The sequence below is a fragment of the Kitasatospora sp. NBC_01560 genome (genome assembly GCF_045208415.1).
Classification (GTDB): domain Bacteria; phylum Actinomycetota; class Actinomycetes; order Streptomycetales; family Streptomycetaceae; genus Kitasatospora.
In genome coordinates, this window is the sequence record NZ_CP109364.1 from 4,750,059 (window position 1) to 4,764,958 (window position 14,900).

Genomic DNA, 14,900 nt, shown 5'->3' on the forward strand with positions numbered 1-14,900 from the left:
TCCGCCCAATGATCCATCAATCGGACATGCCGTGATCGAACCGCAATGGGCGGGCCGGCCCGCTCGCCGACCCGCCCCTGTCACCCCGTCACGCGCCCTGCCGCGGAGCCCGCTCCCGGCCCCGGCTCAGCCGTCCAGCTGGGCCAGCCCTTCGGTGGCGATCCGCTCGAAGACCGCGAGGTCGTTGGCGAAGATGGAGTCCGGCACCGGCCAGTGGACCACCAGCTCGGTGATCCCCAACGCCCGGTAGGTGCCCGCCCAGTCGACGAACGCCCCGACCGACTCCAGCGGCTTCTCCGCCGTCGAGCCCTGCAGCAGCACCTTCTCCAGCGTCGCCACGTCCCGGCCGGTCGCCTCGCAGGCCGCCGTGAGCTTCTCGATCTGCCGGGCGATGACACCGGGCGCCTCCGCGACCGGGACGTCGGCCGGCCCCTTCGCGTCCCCGTACGTCACCCAGCCCTGCCCGTACTCGGCCGCCAGCCGGAGCCCGCGCGGCCCGGTCGCGGCGACGTAGAACGGCACCCGCGGCGTCTGCACGCAGCCGGGGATGTTCCGCGCCTCGACCGCCGCGTAGTACGTGCCCTCGCGCGTCGTGGCGTCCTTGCGCAGCAGCTCGTCCAGCAGCGGCAGGAACTCGCCGAACCGGTCCGCCCGCTCCTTCGGCGACCACGCCTCCTGGCCCATCGCCGTCGCGTCGAAGCCCGTCCCCCCGGCCCCGATCCCGACGGTCACCCGCCCACCGGACACATCGTCCAGCGTGACCAGCTCCTTCGCCAGCGTCACCGGGTGCCGGAAGTTCGGCGAGGTGACCAGGGTGCCGAGGCGGAGCCGCTCGGTGGCGGTCGCGGCGGCCGTCAGGGTCGGGACGGCCCCGAACCAGGGCTCCTCCCGGAAGGAACGCCAGGAGAGGTGGTCGTAGGTGTACGCGGCGTGGAACCCGAGGTCCTCGGCCCGCCGCCAGATCTTCTGCCCCTCGCTCCACCGGTGGATGGGGAGGATAACGGTACTCAAGCGCATGCAGCGACGATACGCGCGCAAATCGGCGGTGCTTCGAACCGCCCGTGAGACGGCACGGTCAGTTCGGCTAGCGTGGCGCCATGGGCACGTTGAGCAGGCGAGAACTGGCCGCGTTGGTCGATGAGGCGACGGTCGACACCTACGACGAGCACGAGCAGGTGTCGGCTCTGTTCACCGCCGTCGAGGAGAACCTTGCGGTGCCCTTCGGCACTTTGGTGCTGGGCGTCGAAGTGACCGTGGGCGGCGTCGACCTGTCGCAGGACGGAAGGATCGTCGCCCTGTGCACCCGTGACGGATTCCGGCAGACGATCGGGCTGCTGGACCTTCCACTGCCGGACCCGGCTCCGGCCGGAGCGGAGTGGGTCGAGGCATATCGCTACTACTGGGCGCAGTGAGCGTCGGCACCTTCAAGACCGAGAGGGCTCGCATGACTGCTGCTGTACGGAGCGAGGACGAGGCGTCGTTGCGAGGCCTGATCGAGCGATGTTCCGAGCTGAAGGGCGAACTCGTCGCCTTCGCGCGGAGCGCGCGCTTCGACCGGTGGTTGACTCCCCTCCTGCTGGAGGGCGCGGGCCCTGAGCGGCTGCTGGATGAGGGTGAGGCAATCCGGATCACCGACCATTTCATCCTGCGGTACCGCTTGCCGGACGGTTCGACCGTGGTGGACCGGTTCGTCGCCGGGCGGCGGGACCTGACCGAAGCCGATCGGGCGATGCTGCTCGGCTGGCGTGCCCCCATCGAAGGCATCTTCGAGATCCAGCGCAAGGACGGGGACGCCGTCGTCCTGCTGAACCTGGTCGACGACCTGGAGTACCGAACGTACTCGAACGTCGGGCGGGCGGCCTTTCGCGGAGTGTCCGCCGGAGGATTTCTCCTCGCCTGCCTGGTGCCCGTCCACTCGGCCGAGGGGGCGTGGCTGATCTCAGGTGCGATGTCGTCCTACCCGAAATCCAGCGCCGGCGAGATCGCCCGGGCAGCACTCCAGCTGGCCACCAACCACCCTGAACTGGTCTTCCGCAACCCCGAGAAGATCGTGCAGGGATGGGAGTCGATGCGGGAGGACCGGGCCGCGTTCATCCAGTTTTGCGGCAGCGACGAACTGGTCCTCCACCCTGCCGAAGCCGAGGACCGGCTCAACGCCTACTACCGGCACCGGCAGGAGGCCGCCGCCGCCGAGCGGCCCGACCGGGCCCGGGGCAGGCAGCTGCCCGGCCTGGCCTTCCCGGCCTTCGAACTGCCGCAGGCCCTCGCGGACTCGGACACCATCGGCGTCATCTACGACGAGGTCGACGGACTCAACTTCTACGCTGACTACGGGATGCTGCGGGATCTCTTCGCAGACCCGACCCTCGCCGGCCGCAGGCATTACCAGGACGCGCTGCGCGCATACCTGCGCGAGGAGTCGATCGCGCCGCTGCCGATCCGCCGCCTGGCCGCCGCCTACCCGGAGACGGTCGACGCGGTGTTCCGGAAGCTGCTGCGGAAGCCCGGATTCACCTGGGCCGAGCACGGTGAGGAACTGCTGCGCCGGCGCAAGCCCTGGTACTACGCGCAGGAGCCCCGACCGGGCGTATCCGTGATCGGCGAGCGACTGAGCGAGCTCACGGCCGGCAACCGACGGCGAAAGCTCACGAGGGCGCGGCGCGTCTCGGCGGCCTCATCCGGGTGAAATGCTGGCGAGCCTGATGCCCGTACGGGACGATGAAGTAGCGTCGGATCGTCGTCTGGAGCCGAGGAGGTGCCGCATGTCGTACGAGCCCAAACTGGCTGCCGCGTTGTCCGGTGCAACTCTGCGGCAGCTGTCGCACTGGCGGCGGGCCACCGGCGAGCGCGGCGCTGTCCTGGTGCCGGAGATCTCGGCGTCCCGTCCGATCCTCTACTCCTTTCGCGACGTGGTCGCTCTCCGAGCCTGTGTCCGTCTTCGCGAGGAGGCGTCTCTCCAGAAGATCAGGCGGGCACTGAGCACGCTACGCGAGGGCCTCGACGAACGGGAACACCTCTCGGCCTACCGGCTGGTCGCGGGCGGTGACACGATCTACCTGGCAGACCCCGACCACGCAGTGGACCTCGTGCGGAGCAAGGGCAATGTCGTCATCCACGACATGGTGGACGTGCTCGCACCCTTCTATCGTGGGGGTCGACGCATCCCGGACCTCCTTGAACCCCGGCCGCACGTGTCTATCGACCCTGCCGTGCGAGGCGGCGAGCCCGTCGTCGAAGGGACACGCATCCCGGCGACAGAGGTCGCCGCTCTCCTACGGGACGGCGTGCCACCTGAGCAGATCGGCGACTACTACCCGGGCGTCACAGCAGAGGCAGCACGCGACGCTGCGGACTTCGCCGACTATGTCGACAGTTACGAGGATGCGGAAATCCGGCAGGCGGCGTCTTGAAGCTGCTGCTCGACGAGAATGTGCCGCTTCCCATGGCGCGGATCGTGCGGCTCCTTCTGAAGCACCACGTCGTCGAGCACGTAGCCGAACTCAGCGGCTGGGCGGGAACCAGGGACGTCGACCTCTATGCGCGTGCGGCAGCGGACGGCTTTCAGATCGTTGTCACGAATGACACGAAGCAACTGAGCCGCCCGCTCGAAGTAGTCGCCATCGCAGAGTCGAGCCTGCATCGCATCGAGTACCGCCAGAATCACAAGCACGGCGGGTTGGTGGGTCTCGGTGCAGCTATCGCCACTGTGTGCGCCGGCCTGCCCCATGCCTTGGCCGAACTCGACCAGGCGGACAGCCAGCGCCTGATCTCGCTGAATGCGGTCGACCCGTCCCAGCAGAGCCGCTTGCGGATCGTCGATCCTGCCAGCGCCCCGCCCAAGTTCTGGCCCACCGACTCACAGGGGTAGTGGCATCAGGGTGAACCGGCGGAACATCACGGCCACAAGTACGCCATCGACGCGATGCTCGCAGCCACCGCGCACGCGGAACACGGCGACGTGACCGTGGTGACCAGCGATGTCGACGCCCTGCGCCGCCTGTGTCACCGCCGCATCGCGGTCGAGCCGATCTGACCCACTCGACCCGCTCGCTCCGGCCCTGGGACGCGTTTCCGCAGTTCGGGCTGCGCCCCGGTCGGATTCAACGCAGCAGCCAGCTCAGCAGGGCCGCCGCCGTGAACACCGCGCCCGACGCCAGACAGACCGCGCGCGGGGTCAGCCACCCGGGGCCCTCCGGGACGGGCTCCGGGGGCCGGGACTGCGGGGCCGGGGCCAGCAACGCGTCCGCGAAGGCCTCGGCGGTCGGCGGTCGGTCCGCCGGCTCGACGGACATCGCGGTCCGTAGCAGCAGGGCGACGTTCGGCGGGAGCTCCGCTCCGGCCGGGAGCGCCGGCAGCGTCGGGGCGGTCGGCAGGTCGGTCATCATCGCGGTGGCGCGGCCGCCCGGGCCGAACGGCTTCTGCCCGGTCAGCAGCTCGTAGGCCACGACGGCCAACGCGTACACGTCGGCCCTCCCGTCGAACCCGCCGGTCTGGAAGGCCTGTTCCGGTGCCATGTACGCGGGCGTGCCCGTGGTCACCGTCAGCCCGGACGCGTCGGCCAGTTGCTTGGCGCTGCCCAGGTCCGCCACCAGCACCGCGGCGGGTGCGGGGCCCGCGGCGAGCAGCAGGTTGGACGGCTTGACGTCGCGGTGCACCACGCCCGCCTCGTGCAGGACCTGGACGGCGTAGCCCGCCTCCGCGGCCAGCCGCAGCGCCTCCTGCGGGTCGCACTGCCCGACCCGGTCCGCCAGGGTGCCGCCGCGTACGTAGTCCATCACGAAGTAGGGCCGGTCCTCCTGCACCCCGACGTCGTGCACCCGGACCACCCGCGGGCTGGCGATCCGGCGCAGCAGCCTCGCCTCCGCCAGGAACCGCTCGCGCACATCGGCGTTGGCGGCCCAGTTCTCGGCCAGCACCTTCACCGCGACCTCGGTGTCGAGCTCCGGATCGTAGGCCTTCCAGACCGTCGCGAAGGAGCCGGCTCCGAGCCGGTCCATGAGGAGGTAACGGCCGAGCTTGCGCATGTGGCAGCATTCTGCCGGAGTCGGGGGGAGTGCGGAACTCCCGTTCGACGCGTGCGGTGCCGGGCGGGACGAAACGGGGGGATCCGGGTGTTCGAGGACGGCGAGCTGGAACGGCTCGTGGCAGCTGCCCGGGCGGGGGACCCGGGGTCGACGGAGTACCTGCTGGCCAAGCTGCGGCCGGTGGTGCTGCGCCGCTGCTCGCGCTTCCTGCCCCACCACGCCGACGCGGAGGAGGCCGCGCAGGACGCGCTGCTGTCCATCAGCACGCACCTGGGCGAGTACGGCGGCCACGGCTCCTTCCTGGGCTGGGTGACGGTGATCGCCTCGAACGCCGCCCGGTCCACCTACCGCTCGATGCGCCGGCGCGCCGAGGACAGCCACGCCGACCTCCCCGAGTCCGTCGACCCGCGGACCACCAGCGTCATCGCCGGGACCAGACTCGACCTGATGGAGGCACTGGCCGCGCTGGAGCAGCAGCACCCCACCCTGGTGGAGTCCTTCGTGCTGCGCGACCTGGGCGACCTGACCTACGTGCAGGTGGCCGAGGAGCTGAACGCCCCGTTGGGCACGGTCAAGGACCGTATCCACCAGGCCCGCCGCTTCATGCGCGAGCGCCTGGTCACCGGTCTGTGAACGGCGGTCCCGCGGCGGGCGGCGACCGCGTCGTCGTCCGGCCCCGGTCCGCCGTCGCCGCCCTGGTGGCTGCCGCCGCGCTGGGGCTGGCGACCGGCCGGTTCGTCCTGCCCGCGCCCCCCGGCGCCACCGCGCACCCGGCAGCGCGGTCGGGTGCCGCGGCCGGCGGGGCAACTCAGGGCGGGTCCGCGCTCGCGGCGCCCGGCGCGTCCGCCCCGACGCCCGAGTCCTCGGCCTCCGGATCCGCCTCCGCCTCGTCGACCGGTGCGACCGGTGCGACCGGGCCGTTGACGACCGCGAACCTTCTGGCACCCGCGGCGTTCGGCCCGGACGTCGGCAGCAAGCAGATCCACGTCACCGACCGGTACGGCGACGGGGTCTACGCCAACGCGGCCTGCTCCGGTGAGAAGACCCTCACCCAGACCCTGGGCGGCCCCGGTGCCCACTTCCGCGGACTGACCACCGGCACCCGCACCGCGGACGACCCCACGCGGGCCGTCGACCACGCCGACCAGGTCGCCCGCGAGGTCGCCGCCGAGGCCCAGAGCCCTTCCCGGGCACAGAACTTCAGCGAGCGCCTGCTCCTGGAGGAGGTGCCCTGCCAGGAGTCGACGCCGGGGCACTGGGTCTACGGAAGGACCACGACGGTGCGGCTCGGCCCGGACGTCACCGCGAGCTGGATGGGCACCTACCAGGGGTCCCTCAACACCACCGGTACGGCGCCCGAGGGCAAGGAGCCCTGCGGCGGCATCGCCGTGCTCCGCAGCGGCACCCACTACGGGGTGCTGGAGGTCGACGCCTGCCTGGGGACGGCCGCGATGGACCGCGTCGTCAGGACCGCTCTGTCACAGCTGTGAAACAGCCGGTCAGGGCTCCAACTTTCCCTTCTCCGGCGGCATCTCCCCGGTTGTACGAGGACGCAGCAGGCGTCCCGACCACCAGGGGGACCAGATGACCGAGAACCAGGCCGTCCAGCAGAAGTCCGTTCGCCGCAACCGGGTCGCCGCCGCGGCCTGCCTCGCCGCCGCACTGATCACGGCCAGCGTCGTCGGCACCCAGTCGGCCACCGCCGACGGCGCCGCGCGCAACACCGCGCGGCCCACGCCGGCCGCCTCCCAGTCCGCCCCCACCGGCCACCCGACTGCGGCCGCCGCCGCCGCACCCGGGCTCGGCTCCGCCCGCCTCGTCCAGAGCGAGGACTACGCCCAGCAGGGCCTGAACCCGGTCGGCGCGACCGTTGCGCTGACCGGACGCCAGGGGCTGTCCGCGTGCTCCGGCGAGGAGACGATGCGCGACCTGACGAAGGGCACGGCCACCGCGTACGCGTCCGTGACCTGGACCTTCGACACCGCCGGCCTGCTGACCGAGTCGGCCGCGAGCGCCCCCACCGGGACCCTCGCCGCCACCTGGGAGAAGCAGCTCGTCGCGCTCGTCGAGGACTGCCAGGACGAGCCCGCCGGCCACTGGCGCTACGGCGCGGCCCACACCCTGACCGTCACCGGCGGCACCGCCCGCTGGTACCCGTCCTACAGCGGCGACGGCGTGGCCGGCGGCGGGGTCGCCGTCCTGCGCAGCGGCTCCAGGGTCGCCGTCGTCGAGCTCACCGGCACCCCGGGCTCCGTCGAAGGCCTCGCCACCGCAGCACTCAAGCGCCTTTCCGCCTGACCGGCAGCCCGGCTCCGCCCGCTCCGCCGGGCGGAGCCGGCCCCGGACATCGAAGAAGCGCTCACGGCAGCCTGCGGGGCCACCGTGCGGGTCGTCGGCGAACGGGGAGGATCACCGTGCTCGGCGCCGCTGCCGGCGCCATGACGCGGGAAGCCTGCCGAGGCGGCGCATATCGCAGTATGCTTCTCGTATGTCAGCCACGACCCGCATCACGGTCACTCTCCCCAGCGAGCAGGTGGCCGAGCTGAAGAAGCTCACCGACAACGTCTCGGGGTACGTCGCCGAGGCCGTGAGCCGCCAGATCCGGCACCAGCTGCTCGGTGAGGAACTGCGTCGCTACGAGGAGGAGCACGGGGCGTTCACCGAGGAGGAACTGGCGGCGGCGAACGCCAGGATCTTCGGCTCGACCGCCCAGGACCGCTCGGCGAACGCCGCGTGAGCGACCGGATCGAAACGGTCGTCCTGGACTCCCAGGGACTGTCCGCCTGGTTCTCGCACGACCGTGGGACGCTCGCGATGATCCGGTCCTTCCACTCGATGGCGGCCGACCTGGTGGTCTGCGCCAACACCATCGTGGAGGTCGTGCATGCCCGGGTGAACACGCCGCGGCTGAACTGGGCGCTCTCGCAGGTCAGGATCGAGCCCGTGACGGAGCAGGCGGCGCGCGCCTCGGCGAAGCTCCTGATCCAGGCCGGCCTGCACGGACACAAGCACGCGATCGATGCGACCGTCGCCGAAGTGGCACTCAGACAGCCGGGCCCGGTGGCCGTGCTCACCTCCGACGTCGATGACATGGTGAAGCTCTGCGGCAGCCGCGTCCGGGTCATCGCTGTCTGAACCGTCCGGGGCCCACCCCCCGCGGGGCCGTCCGCCCCTCGCTCCACCGGCGCTTCCGACCCGCCCCCGGCGCGCGGCCGGCCTACGGGTGCGGGCGGGTGCGCTGGGCGGGGAAGGGGGCGGGCGGGGCGGCGTGGTGGCGGGCGATCTCGGCGAGGGCGTCGAGGAGGATGTCGCCGATCAGGACGGGATCGCGCCGGGTGTCCGGCGGCCGCGGGAGGTCCGGCGGGGTGGTCGGTGAGCACTCGTCTTCGAGGTGGCGAGGTGGCATGGCTCTTCCTGCCGACGGGGTGGCCTGGGACGGTCATGCCCGGCCGCACCGGGAGGGACACCCCGGGCCGGGGTGAATCGGCCGGAAATCTCGGCTCCGGGGCCGAAACTTACGCCGGTGATATACGGGCCGGGGGTATTGTCTGCCCCATGACGGCGGGCGGACGGCAGAGCGGCGGGCGGGCGGGCGCCCGGCTGCTGACGCTCTGCGCGCTGCTGGCCGGGCTGTTCCTGATGCACGGCTCGCCCACCTCGGCGGCCGGCTGCCACGAACCGGCCGCGACCGCCGCGCCGGCCGCCACCACCGCTCCGGGCGCCTCGGCCGGCGCCCACGGGCACCACGACGGCCCCGCCGCGGCGCCCGCCCTGGCCGGGCCCGGGTCCGCGCGGGACGCCGGCCGGCCGGCCGCCTCCTGCGTGTCGAACCGCGACCGGGACGGCGCCGCGCTGCCCGCTCCCGGACCGGCCGCCGCCACCCCGGCCGCCGTCCTGCCCGCCGCCCCCGCCGGTCCGCACCGGCGGTCGGCCGACGGTCCGCGGGCACCGCCGCAGGCCGGGCGGCAGCTGTTGCTGCTGGTGTGCGTCGCACGGACCTGACCGGACCCGCGCCGGGCCTCCCGCCGGAGGCCCGGGCGCGCCGCGTCCTGTCCGAACGCACCGGAAGAGAACCCACGAGATGTTCCGTACTCCCCACCCCCGCGCCCTCACCCCCACCCGCAACCGCGCCCTCGCCCGGGCCGCCGGGGCCGCCGTGCTCTCCGTCGCCCTGGCCGCCTGCGGCTCCGCCGCGTCGGGCGGCATGAGCGGGATGGACCACGGCGCGAGCCCGGCGGCCGGATCGGCCGGCACCACCGCGGCGGGCGGCGGCCACCAGGGCCACCGGATGCCCGGCGCCGACGCCGCGACCGCCGACGCCACCACCAGCACCTCCGCGCCCGGGGTACCCGCCGGCGCCGCCACCGGTGCCCCGGGCGCCGAGCGGAACGGCTACCGGCTCAGCTCCGAGGTCACGACGCTCGCGGCCGGCGCGCCCGCCGAGTACCGGTTCGCCATCACCGGGCCGGACGGCCGGCCGGTCACGGCGTTCCGCACCGACCAGACCAAGCGGATGCACTTCTACGCCGTCCGCTCCGACCTGACCGGCTTCCAGCACCTGCACCCCGAGATGGCCGCCGACGGCACCTGGACGGCGCCGCTGGCCGCGCCGACCGCCGGCACCTGGCGGGTCTACGCCTCGTTCGTCCCGGACAGCGGGGCCGGCCGGGGCACCGGTCTGGTGCTCAGCCGGACGGTGGACGTCCCCGGGGAGGGCGCGTCCGCCGCCGCCGAACTGCCGGCCGCGAGCGGCACCGCGACGGTGGACGGCTACACCGTCGCGGTCGAGGGCACCCCGGTCGCCGGGCGGGCGGGCGAGCTGAAGGTGACCGTGAGCAAGGACGGCAGGCCGGTCACCGACCTCCAGCCGTACCTGGAGACCTTCGCCCACCTGACCGCCTTCCACGCCGGTGACCAGGCCTTCGCGCACCTCCACCCGGAGGCCGCGGCCGAGGCGGGCAGCACCGGCGGCCCGACCCTGGCGTTCCACGCCGAACTGCCGGCGAGCGGGGACTGGCGGCTGTTCCTGCAGTTCCTGACCGGCGGGCAGCTGCACACCGTCGGCCTGACCCTCCGGGCCGGCTAGGAGCGGGCCCGGGCAGCGCCCGGGAGGTCACCGCCGCGGCGGTGACCTCCCGGCGGCGGTGAGCGAAGATGGACCGGTGACCACACCCCGCACCGCCCCCCGCCTGATCGCCACCGACCTGGACGGCACGCTGCTCTGCTCCGGCGGCACCGTGACCGCGCGCACCGCGGCCGCGCTGGCGGCGGCGGAGGCGGCCGGCGTCCAGGTGGTGTTCGTGACGGGCCGGCCGCCGCGCTGGATGCAGCAGGTCAGTGCGCACATCGGCGGTCACGGCGTGGCGATCTGCTCCAACGGCGGCGCGGTGGTCGACGTGCGGCGCGGCGAGCTGCTGGAGTCGTTCCCGCTCGACGCGGCGGACGCGCTGCGGGTCGTGGCGGCGCTGCGGGCGAAGCTGCCGGGCACCGCGTTCGCCTTCGAGTACCCGGCCGGGTTCGCCCGCGAGCCCGGGTACGAGGTGCGGATGTGGGGCCAGGACGAGAACCATCCGATCGGCCCGGCGGAGGAGCTGCTGGGCACCGGCGGTCCGGTGCAGGGGCTGTTCAAGCTGCTGGCCAAGCACCCGGACCTCGACCCGGACAAGCTGCTCTCCGCGGCCCGGGAGGCGGCCGGCCACCTGGCCGAGATCACCCGCTCCGCGCCGATACCGCTGCTGGAGATCAGCGCGCCCGGCGTCACCAAGGCCAGCACGCTGGCCCGCTGGTGCGCCGGGCACGGGATCGACCGGAGCGAGGTGGTGGCCTTCGGCGACATGCCGAACGACCTGGAGATGCTGGCCTGGGCCGGCACCGCGTACGCCGTCGCCAACGCGCACCCGGAGGTGCTGGCGGCGGTGCCGCTGCACACCGTGAGCAACGAGCAGGACGGCGTCGCGGCGGTGCTGGAGCGGCTCCTCGGCCGCTGAGCCTCTGAGGTGCTGAGCCGCCGGGCCGCCGAGCCGCCGAGCCGCGGGGACGACGGCGGACCGCCGGGAACGGCCGCCGGCCCGGAGCCGACGGGTCGACTCCGGGCCGGGCGGGCGGGGCGGCGGGGCAGGACGGGCCGGGGCGGCTACCCGAAGCGGCCGTTGACGTAGTCCGAGGTCCGCTGGTCACGCGGATTGCCGAACAGCTGCTCGGTCGGACCGGCCTCGACGATCCGGCCCGGGGTGTCGTGGGTGGCCAGGAAGAACGCGCAGGACTGCGAGACCCGCTGGGCCTGCTGCATGTTGTGGGTGACGATCACGATGGTGAGCCGGCCGCGCAGCTCGGCGATGGTCTCCTCGACCCGCCGGGTGGAGGTCGGGTCGAGCGCCGAGCACGGCTCGTCCATCAGCAGGATGTCCGGTGTGACGGCCAACGACCGGGCGATGCACAGGCGTTGCTGCTGACCGCCGGAGAGCGAGCCGCCCGGGGTGTGCAGCCGGGTGGCGACCTCGTCCCAGAGTCCGGCCCGGCGCAGGCTGCTCTCCACCAGGTGTTCGCGCTCGTCCCTGGACACCTTGATGCCGGCCAGCTTGAGCCCGCTGGCGACGTTGTCCTGGATCGACATGGCCGGGAACGGGTTCGGCCGCTGGAACACCATGCCGATCCGGCGCCGCACCTCGGCGGGCCGCCGGCCGGGCCGGTACACGTCGTCCCCGTCCAGCAGGACCTCACCGGCCAGCGCGGCGCCGCGGACCATCTCGTGCATCCGGTTGAGGATCCGCAGGTAGGTGGACTTGCCGCAGCCGGACGGGCCGATCAGCGCGGTCACCTCCCCGGCGGGCATCGCGAGCGAGACCCGCTCCAGCACCTTGTGCGAGCCGAACCAGGCGGAGACGTCGCGGGTCTCCAGCCCGGCCAGCGGCCCGCCGTCCGGGCCGGCCGCGGGGACCGGCGGCAGGGTCAGCGTGGTCTCGGCCGCACTGCCCGCCGGGTCGTACGGGGCGGCCGGGTCGTACGGGGCGTACGGGTCGGCCGGGTCGAGGGGCGGTGCGTCGGTCATCGGTACATCCGTCATCGGTACGGTCCTCCGGGCGCGCTTCAGTAGAGGTTGGGCAGCAGGGCGGCGGCGTTCTCGTAGACCGCCCAGAGCAGCGCGCCGACCACCGGGGCGAGGCTCAGGTAGGCGGCCGAGCGGTGCCAGATCCGGGCCAGCACGGTGCCGGCCACGACGGCCCCCAGCAGTCCGAGCATCCACAGCTGCAGCGTGGCCAGGGCGCCCTTGTCGGCGGCGAGCGCCTTGTCGTAGGGGACGGTGGCGGGCCGGCCGCCCGGGTTGACCTCGGGGTCGCCGTCCAGCCGGGCGCCGATCAGCACGGTGGAGCCGGGGATCCAGGAGGAGTCCCCGGTGACCAGCACCAGGCGGTTGCGGGCCGGGTCGCTGATCGGGTGGTCGCCGTCGCCGTACACGTTGACGGTGTAGGTGAACCGGCCCTGCCCGGTGGTCGCCTCGATCTTGTCGCCGACCCGGAGCCGGGACAGCTCGGCGAACGGCGCGCCGAAGCTCGCCCCGCGCCCGAAGACCACGGCCACCCCGGTCTGCCCGGGCAGCGCGGTGTCCCGGCGGTGGCCGGGGCCGCGCATGAGGTCCCGGCCGGTGGTGCCCTCCACCACGACCGCCTGGTGCAGGCCGATCGCGGGGATGTCGAGCAGCGCGACCGGGGCGCCGTCGGCCGCCGCCCCGGTCGGGGCGACCGCCCGGGCCAGCTGGTCCCGGAAGGTCTTGTGGGCGGTGGACTGGTAGTGCCGCTCCTGGATGTGCGAGAGCGTGAAGAGGTAGCCGACGAAGCCCGTGATCAGCGCCGCCAGCAGGCTGACCGCCCACGCGCCCTGGAGGAAACGCCGCCGCGCGGGCGTGGTGGTCCCGGCCCGCGGGCCGGCCGGCGGCGGGGCCGGGGCAGCGACCGGGCCGGGGGCGGGCTCCACGGCCGGCCGGGCGCTGACCGCCGGCTTCTCCAGCGCGGGGGCGGTCACGACCGGCCCCGGGCGGCGTTGCGGCGGCGCAGCAGGCGCCGGCCGAGCAGCGGCGGGACGACGACGATCGCGAGCAGTTCGAGTGCGGTGAGCGTGGTCAGCAGCCAGTCGTCGGGCCGGCCGTCGACGGCGACCACGTTGGCCGCGACCTCGCCGGCGGCGCTGCGGCCGCGGGCGACCACCTGGCCGGTCTGCGGGTCGACGACGTCCTCGGCGGCCGGGTCGCCGTCGGCGCCCGTGCCGGCGGCCGGGTCACCGGCCGCGGGCTGGCCGGCCGCGTCACCGGTACCACCGGCCCCACCGCCGGTGCCGGTGCCGCCGGCCGTGCCGGGTCCCGTACCGGTTCCGGAGCCGGTGCCGGTCGCGCCGGGCGTCTTGGTGGTGCCGGTCTTCCCGGTGCTGCCGGTGGCGGCCGCGCCGCCGGCGGCGGAGCCGCCCGTGGCGGTCCCGCCGGTTGAGGAGGAGCCGGAACCGCTCTTCACCGCCTGGCCGTTCTGCACGGTGCAGTCGAGCGGTGCGCCCTTGGCGTCGCACGGGCTGGGCTGCGGGGCGTCCTTCAGGACGGTCAGCTCACCGGCGCTGTTGAACGTCGGGTTGGCGCAGTTGGCCAGGGTGTTGGGGTCGACGGGGCTGGCGTTGCCGGGGATGTGCTGGGTCTGCAGCAGACCGCCGCGGACGAGGTTGCGCGGGATCGGGGAGTAGCCGAGGCCGTCCGCCTCGCCCTGGCCCTCGCAGAGCACGTAGGCGAGGAAGCGGCTGAGCGCGCTGCCCTTGTCGTTGGAGAAGCGCGGCGGCGGCGGCAGTGCGGCGCCGGCCCGCGGCACGATCAGGTAGCTGTAGCTGGAGAGCGGGTAGGAGCGCGGGTCGTTCATCGAGTAGACGCCGTCGAGGTTCTGCTGCAGGTAGTCCGGGTCGTCGGCGGCGGTGCTGTCGTCGACGCCCCGGATCCTGGCCGCGGTGAGGGCGACGGCCACGTTGGACGCGGTCGGCAGCGTGTAGTAGCCCGCCGGGTTGAGCACCTTGACGACCGGCCAGTTGCTGCGCTTGGCGAAGGCGTACTCGTCGTAGCCGATGGTGCCGAGGCCGGACGGCGCCTTGATGTAGCCGGCGACGACGTCGGAGCCGTTCTGGGCGGTCATCCGGCCGGACGGCGGGAAGAACTCGGTGTAGTCGCCGCAGGGGACGCCGTTGACGCCCTTGCAGTACTCGTCCCACTGCGCCTTGTGGGTGTGGCTCATCCAGCGGGTGAACTGGGCGGTCGCACCGGAGCCGTCGGAGCGGACCACCGGGGTGATCGGCAGGCTCGGCAGCTGCTTGCCGTAGTCCGCGGTGATCTTCGGGTCGTTCCAGTTCGTGATCTTGTTGGTGAAGATGTCGACGACGGTCTGCGGGGAGAGCCGCAGGTCGCGGACCTGCTTGCCGGCGACGACCAGGTTGTACATGAAGGTCGTCCCGCCGGCGGTGATCGGCACGTAGGAGAAGCCGTACCGGGGGTTCTCCGCCTTGCCGCCGCCGCCGGCCTGGCCGGCCTGGCCGAGGCCGGTGTCGGTCTGCGAGCGGAACGGCACGTCGGAGGCGGTGAAGTCGTCCTGGCCGATGCTCCACTGGTTGCGGCCGGCGGCCGAACCGATCGGGTTGAAGTTGATCTGGATGCCCTGCGGGGCGACGTCCTGGCGCCACTGGTCGATGGCCGGGCCGGCCCAGCTCGACCCGTCGGCGTTGAGCGCGGTGGCCGCGTGCGCGGGCAGGCTCTGCCCCAGCAGCAGGGAGGCCGCGGCGAGCATCAGGGACAGCAGCACGGCGAGCGTGCGTGCCACGGGGCGGCTTGCGGCCTCCCACGACATGGGGACTCCTCTG

At 73.5% G+C, this 14,900-nt stretch carries 18 protein-coding genes and 1 pseudogene; 13 read left to right on the forward strand and 6 right to left on the reverse strand.

What is annotated here, in order from left to right:
* Positions 1 to 126: 126 nt before the first annotated feature.
* Positions 127 to 1,017 (reverse strand): LLM class flavin-dependent oxidoreductase, encoded by an 891-nt coding sequence (locus tag OH807_RS20700; RefSeq protein WP_406200950.1) that lies wholly within the window; start codon positions 1,015 to 1,017, stop codon positions 127 to 129.
* A gap of 80 nt (positions 1,018 to 1,097) precedes the next feature.
* Here OH807_RS20700 and OH807_RS20705 point away from each other — a divergent pair, with 80 nt between their 5' ends.
* From OH807_RS20705 to OH807_RS20725, 5 genes and pseudogenes are all read left to right on the forward strand, one after another.
* The gene (locus OH807_RS20705; RefSeq protein WP_406200952.1) at positions 1,098 to 1,412 is read left to right on the forward strand and encodes a hypothetical protein; all 315 of its coding nucleotides are present in this window, start codon (positions 1,098 to 1,100) and stop codon (positions 1,410 to 1,412) included.
* Positions 1,409 to 2,686: a hypothetical protein gene (locus OH807_RS20710; protein ID WP_406200955.1), complete on the forward strand. Its 1,278-nt coding sequence runs from the start codon at positions 1,409 to 1,411 to the stop codon at positions 2,684 to 2,686. Before OH807_RS20705 ends, OH807_RS20710 begins: the two co-directional genes overlap by 4 nt.
* Before the next feature lie 76 nt (positions 2,687 to 2,762).
* On the forward strand, positions 2,763 to 3,410 hold the full coding sequence (locus tag OH807_RS20715; protein ID WP_035847110.1) for a DUF433 domain-containing protein: 648 nt from the start codon (positions 2,763 to 2,765) through the stop codon (positions 3,408 to 3,410).
* Positions 3,407 to 3,868 (forward strand): hypothetical protein, encoded by a 462-nt coding sequence (locus tag OH807_RS20720; RefSeq protein WP_406200958.1) that lies wholly within the window; start codon positions 3,407 to 3,409, stop codon positions 3,866 to 3,868. Before OH807_RS20715 ends, OH807_RS20720 begins: the two co-directional genes overlap by 4 nt.
* A 27-nt stretch (positions 3,869 to 3,895) precedes the next feature.
* Positions 3,896 to 4,033: pseudogene (locus OH807_RS20725) on the forward strand (DNA-binding protein); the annotation flags it as partial.
* Positions 4,034 to 4,100: 67 nt separating this feature from the next.
* Here the strand turns inward: OH807_RS20725 and OH807_RS20730 are convergent.
* Positions 4,101 to 5,024, reverse strand: coding sequence for a serine/threonine-protein kinase (locus OH807_RS20730; RefSeq protein WP_406200961.1), 924 nt, complete (start codon positions 5,022 to 5,024; stop codon positions 4,101 to 4,103).
* An 87-nt stretch (positions 5,025 to 5,111) separates the two neighbouring features.
* Here OH807_RS20730 and OH807_RS20735 point away from each other — a divergent pair, with 87 nt between their 5' ends.
* The 5 genes from OH807_RS20735 to OH807_RS20755 all read left to right on the forward strand — a co-directional run bounded on the left by OH807_RS20735 (position 5,112) and on the right by OH807_RS20755 (position 8,159).
* Complete coding sequence (locus OH807_RS20735) at positions 5,112 to 5,657, forward strand: RNA polymerase sigma factor (RefSeq protein ID WP_406200963.1); 546 nt, start codon at positions 5,112 to 5,114, stop codon at positions 5,655 to 5,657.
* Positions 5,654 to 6,514 (forward strand): hypothetical protein, encoded by an 861-nt coding sequence (locus tag OH807_RS20740; RefSeq protein WP_406200965.1) that lies wholly within the window; start codon positions 5,654 to 5,656, stop codon positions 6,512 to 6,514. The genes OH807_RS20735 and OH807_RS20740 overlap by 4 nt, the downstream gene beginning before the upstream one ends.
* Before the next feature lie 94 nt (positions 6,515 to 6,608).
* Positions 6,609 to 7,322 carry a hypothetical protein gene (locus OH807_RS20745; protein ID WP_406200968.1) on the forward strand — a complete coding sequence of 238 codons (714 nt, stop codon included), beginning with the start codon at positions 6,609 to 6,611 and terminating at the stop codon, positions 7,320 to 7,322.
* Between the two features lie 190 nt (positions 7,323 to 7,512).
* A complete protein-coding gene (locus OH807_RS20750; RefSeq protein WP_406200970.1) occupies positions 7,513 to 7,761 on the forward strand; it encodes a hypothetical protein in 249 nt (82 codons plus the stop codon).
* Positions 7,758 to 8,159, forward strand: coding sequence for a DNA-binding protein (locus OH807_RS20755; RefSeq protein ID WP_406200972.1), 402 nt, complete (start codon positions 7,758 to 7,760; stop codon positions 8,157 to 8,159). The genes OH807_RS20750 and OH807_RS20755 overlap by 4 nt, the downstream gene beginning before the upstream one ends.
* Before the next feature lie 82 nt (positions 8,160 to 8,241).
* On the opposite strand, the gene OH807_RS20760 is transcribed toward OH807_RS20755, so the two are convergent.
* A complete protein-coding gene (locus OH807_RS20760; protein ID WP_406200975.1) occupies positions 8,242 to 8,430 on the reverse strand; it encodes a hypothetical protein in 189 nt (62 codons plus the stop codon).
* 149 nt (positions 8,431 to 8,579) lie between these two features.
* On the opposite strand from OH807_RS20760, the gene OH807_RS20765 reads away from it, so the two are divergent.
* The 3 genes from OH807_RS20765 to OH807_RS20775 all read left to right on the forward strand — a co-directional run bounded on the left by OH807_RS20765 (position 8,580) and on the right by OH807_RS20775 (position 11,011).
* On the forward strand, positions 8,580 to 9,026 hold the full coding sequence (locus OH807_RS20765) for a hypothetical protein (RefSeq protein ID WP_406200977.1): 447 nt from the start codon (positions 8,580 to 8,582) through the stop codon (positions 9,024 to 9,026).
* Positions 9,027 to 9,105: 79 nt separating this feature from the next.
* On the forward strand, positions 9,106 to 10,110 hold the full coding sequence (locus OH807_RS20770) for a hypothetical protein (RefSeq protein ID WP_406200980.1): 1,005 nt from the start codon (positions 9,106 to 9,108) through the stop codon (positions 10,108 to 10,110).
* 76 nt (positions 10,111 to 10,186) lie between these two features.
* Complete coding sequence (locus OH807_RS20775; protein WP_406200982.1) at positions 10,187 to 11,011, forward strand: HAD family hydrolase; 825 nt, start codon at positions 10,187 to 10,189, stop codon at positions 11,009 to 11,011.
* Positions 11,012 to 11,157: 146 nt separating this feature from the next.
* On the opposite strand, the gene OH807_RS20780 is transcribed toward OH807_RS20775, so the two are convergent.
* The 3 genes from OH807_RS20780 to OH807_RS20790 are packed head-to-tail and all read right to left on the reverse strand — an operon-like array spanning position 11,158 to position 14,887.
* Positions 11,158 to 12,087, reverse strand: a complete 930-nt coding sequence (locus OH807_RS20780) for a phosphate ABC transporter ATP-binding protein (protein WP_406200984.1) — start codon at positions 12,085 to 12,087, stop codon at positions 11,158 to 11,160.
* A 23-nt stretch (positions 12,088 to 12,110) separates the two neighbouring features.
* Positions 12,111 to 13,043 carry a class E sortase gene (locus OH807_RS20785; RefSeq protein ID WP_406200986.1) on the reverse strand — a complete coding sequence of 311 codons (933 nt, stop codon included), beginning with the start codon at positions 13,041 to 13,043 and terminating at the stop codon, positions 12,111 to 12,113.
* Positions 13,040 to 14,887, reverse strand: coding sequence for a substrate-binding domain-containing protein (locus tag OH807_RS20790; RefSeq protein ID WP_406200989.1), 1,848 nt, complete (start codon positions 14,885 to 14,887; stop codon positions 13,040 to 13,042). Before OH807_RS20790 ends, OH807_RS20785 begins: the two co-directional genes overlap by 4 nt.
* Between the last annotated feature and the right edge of the window lie 13 nt (positions 14,888 to 14,900).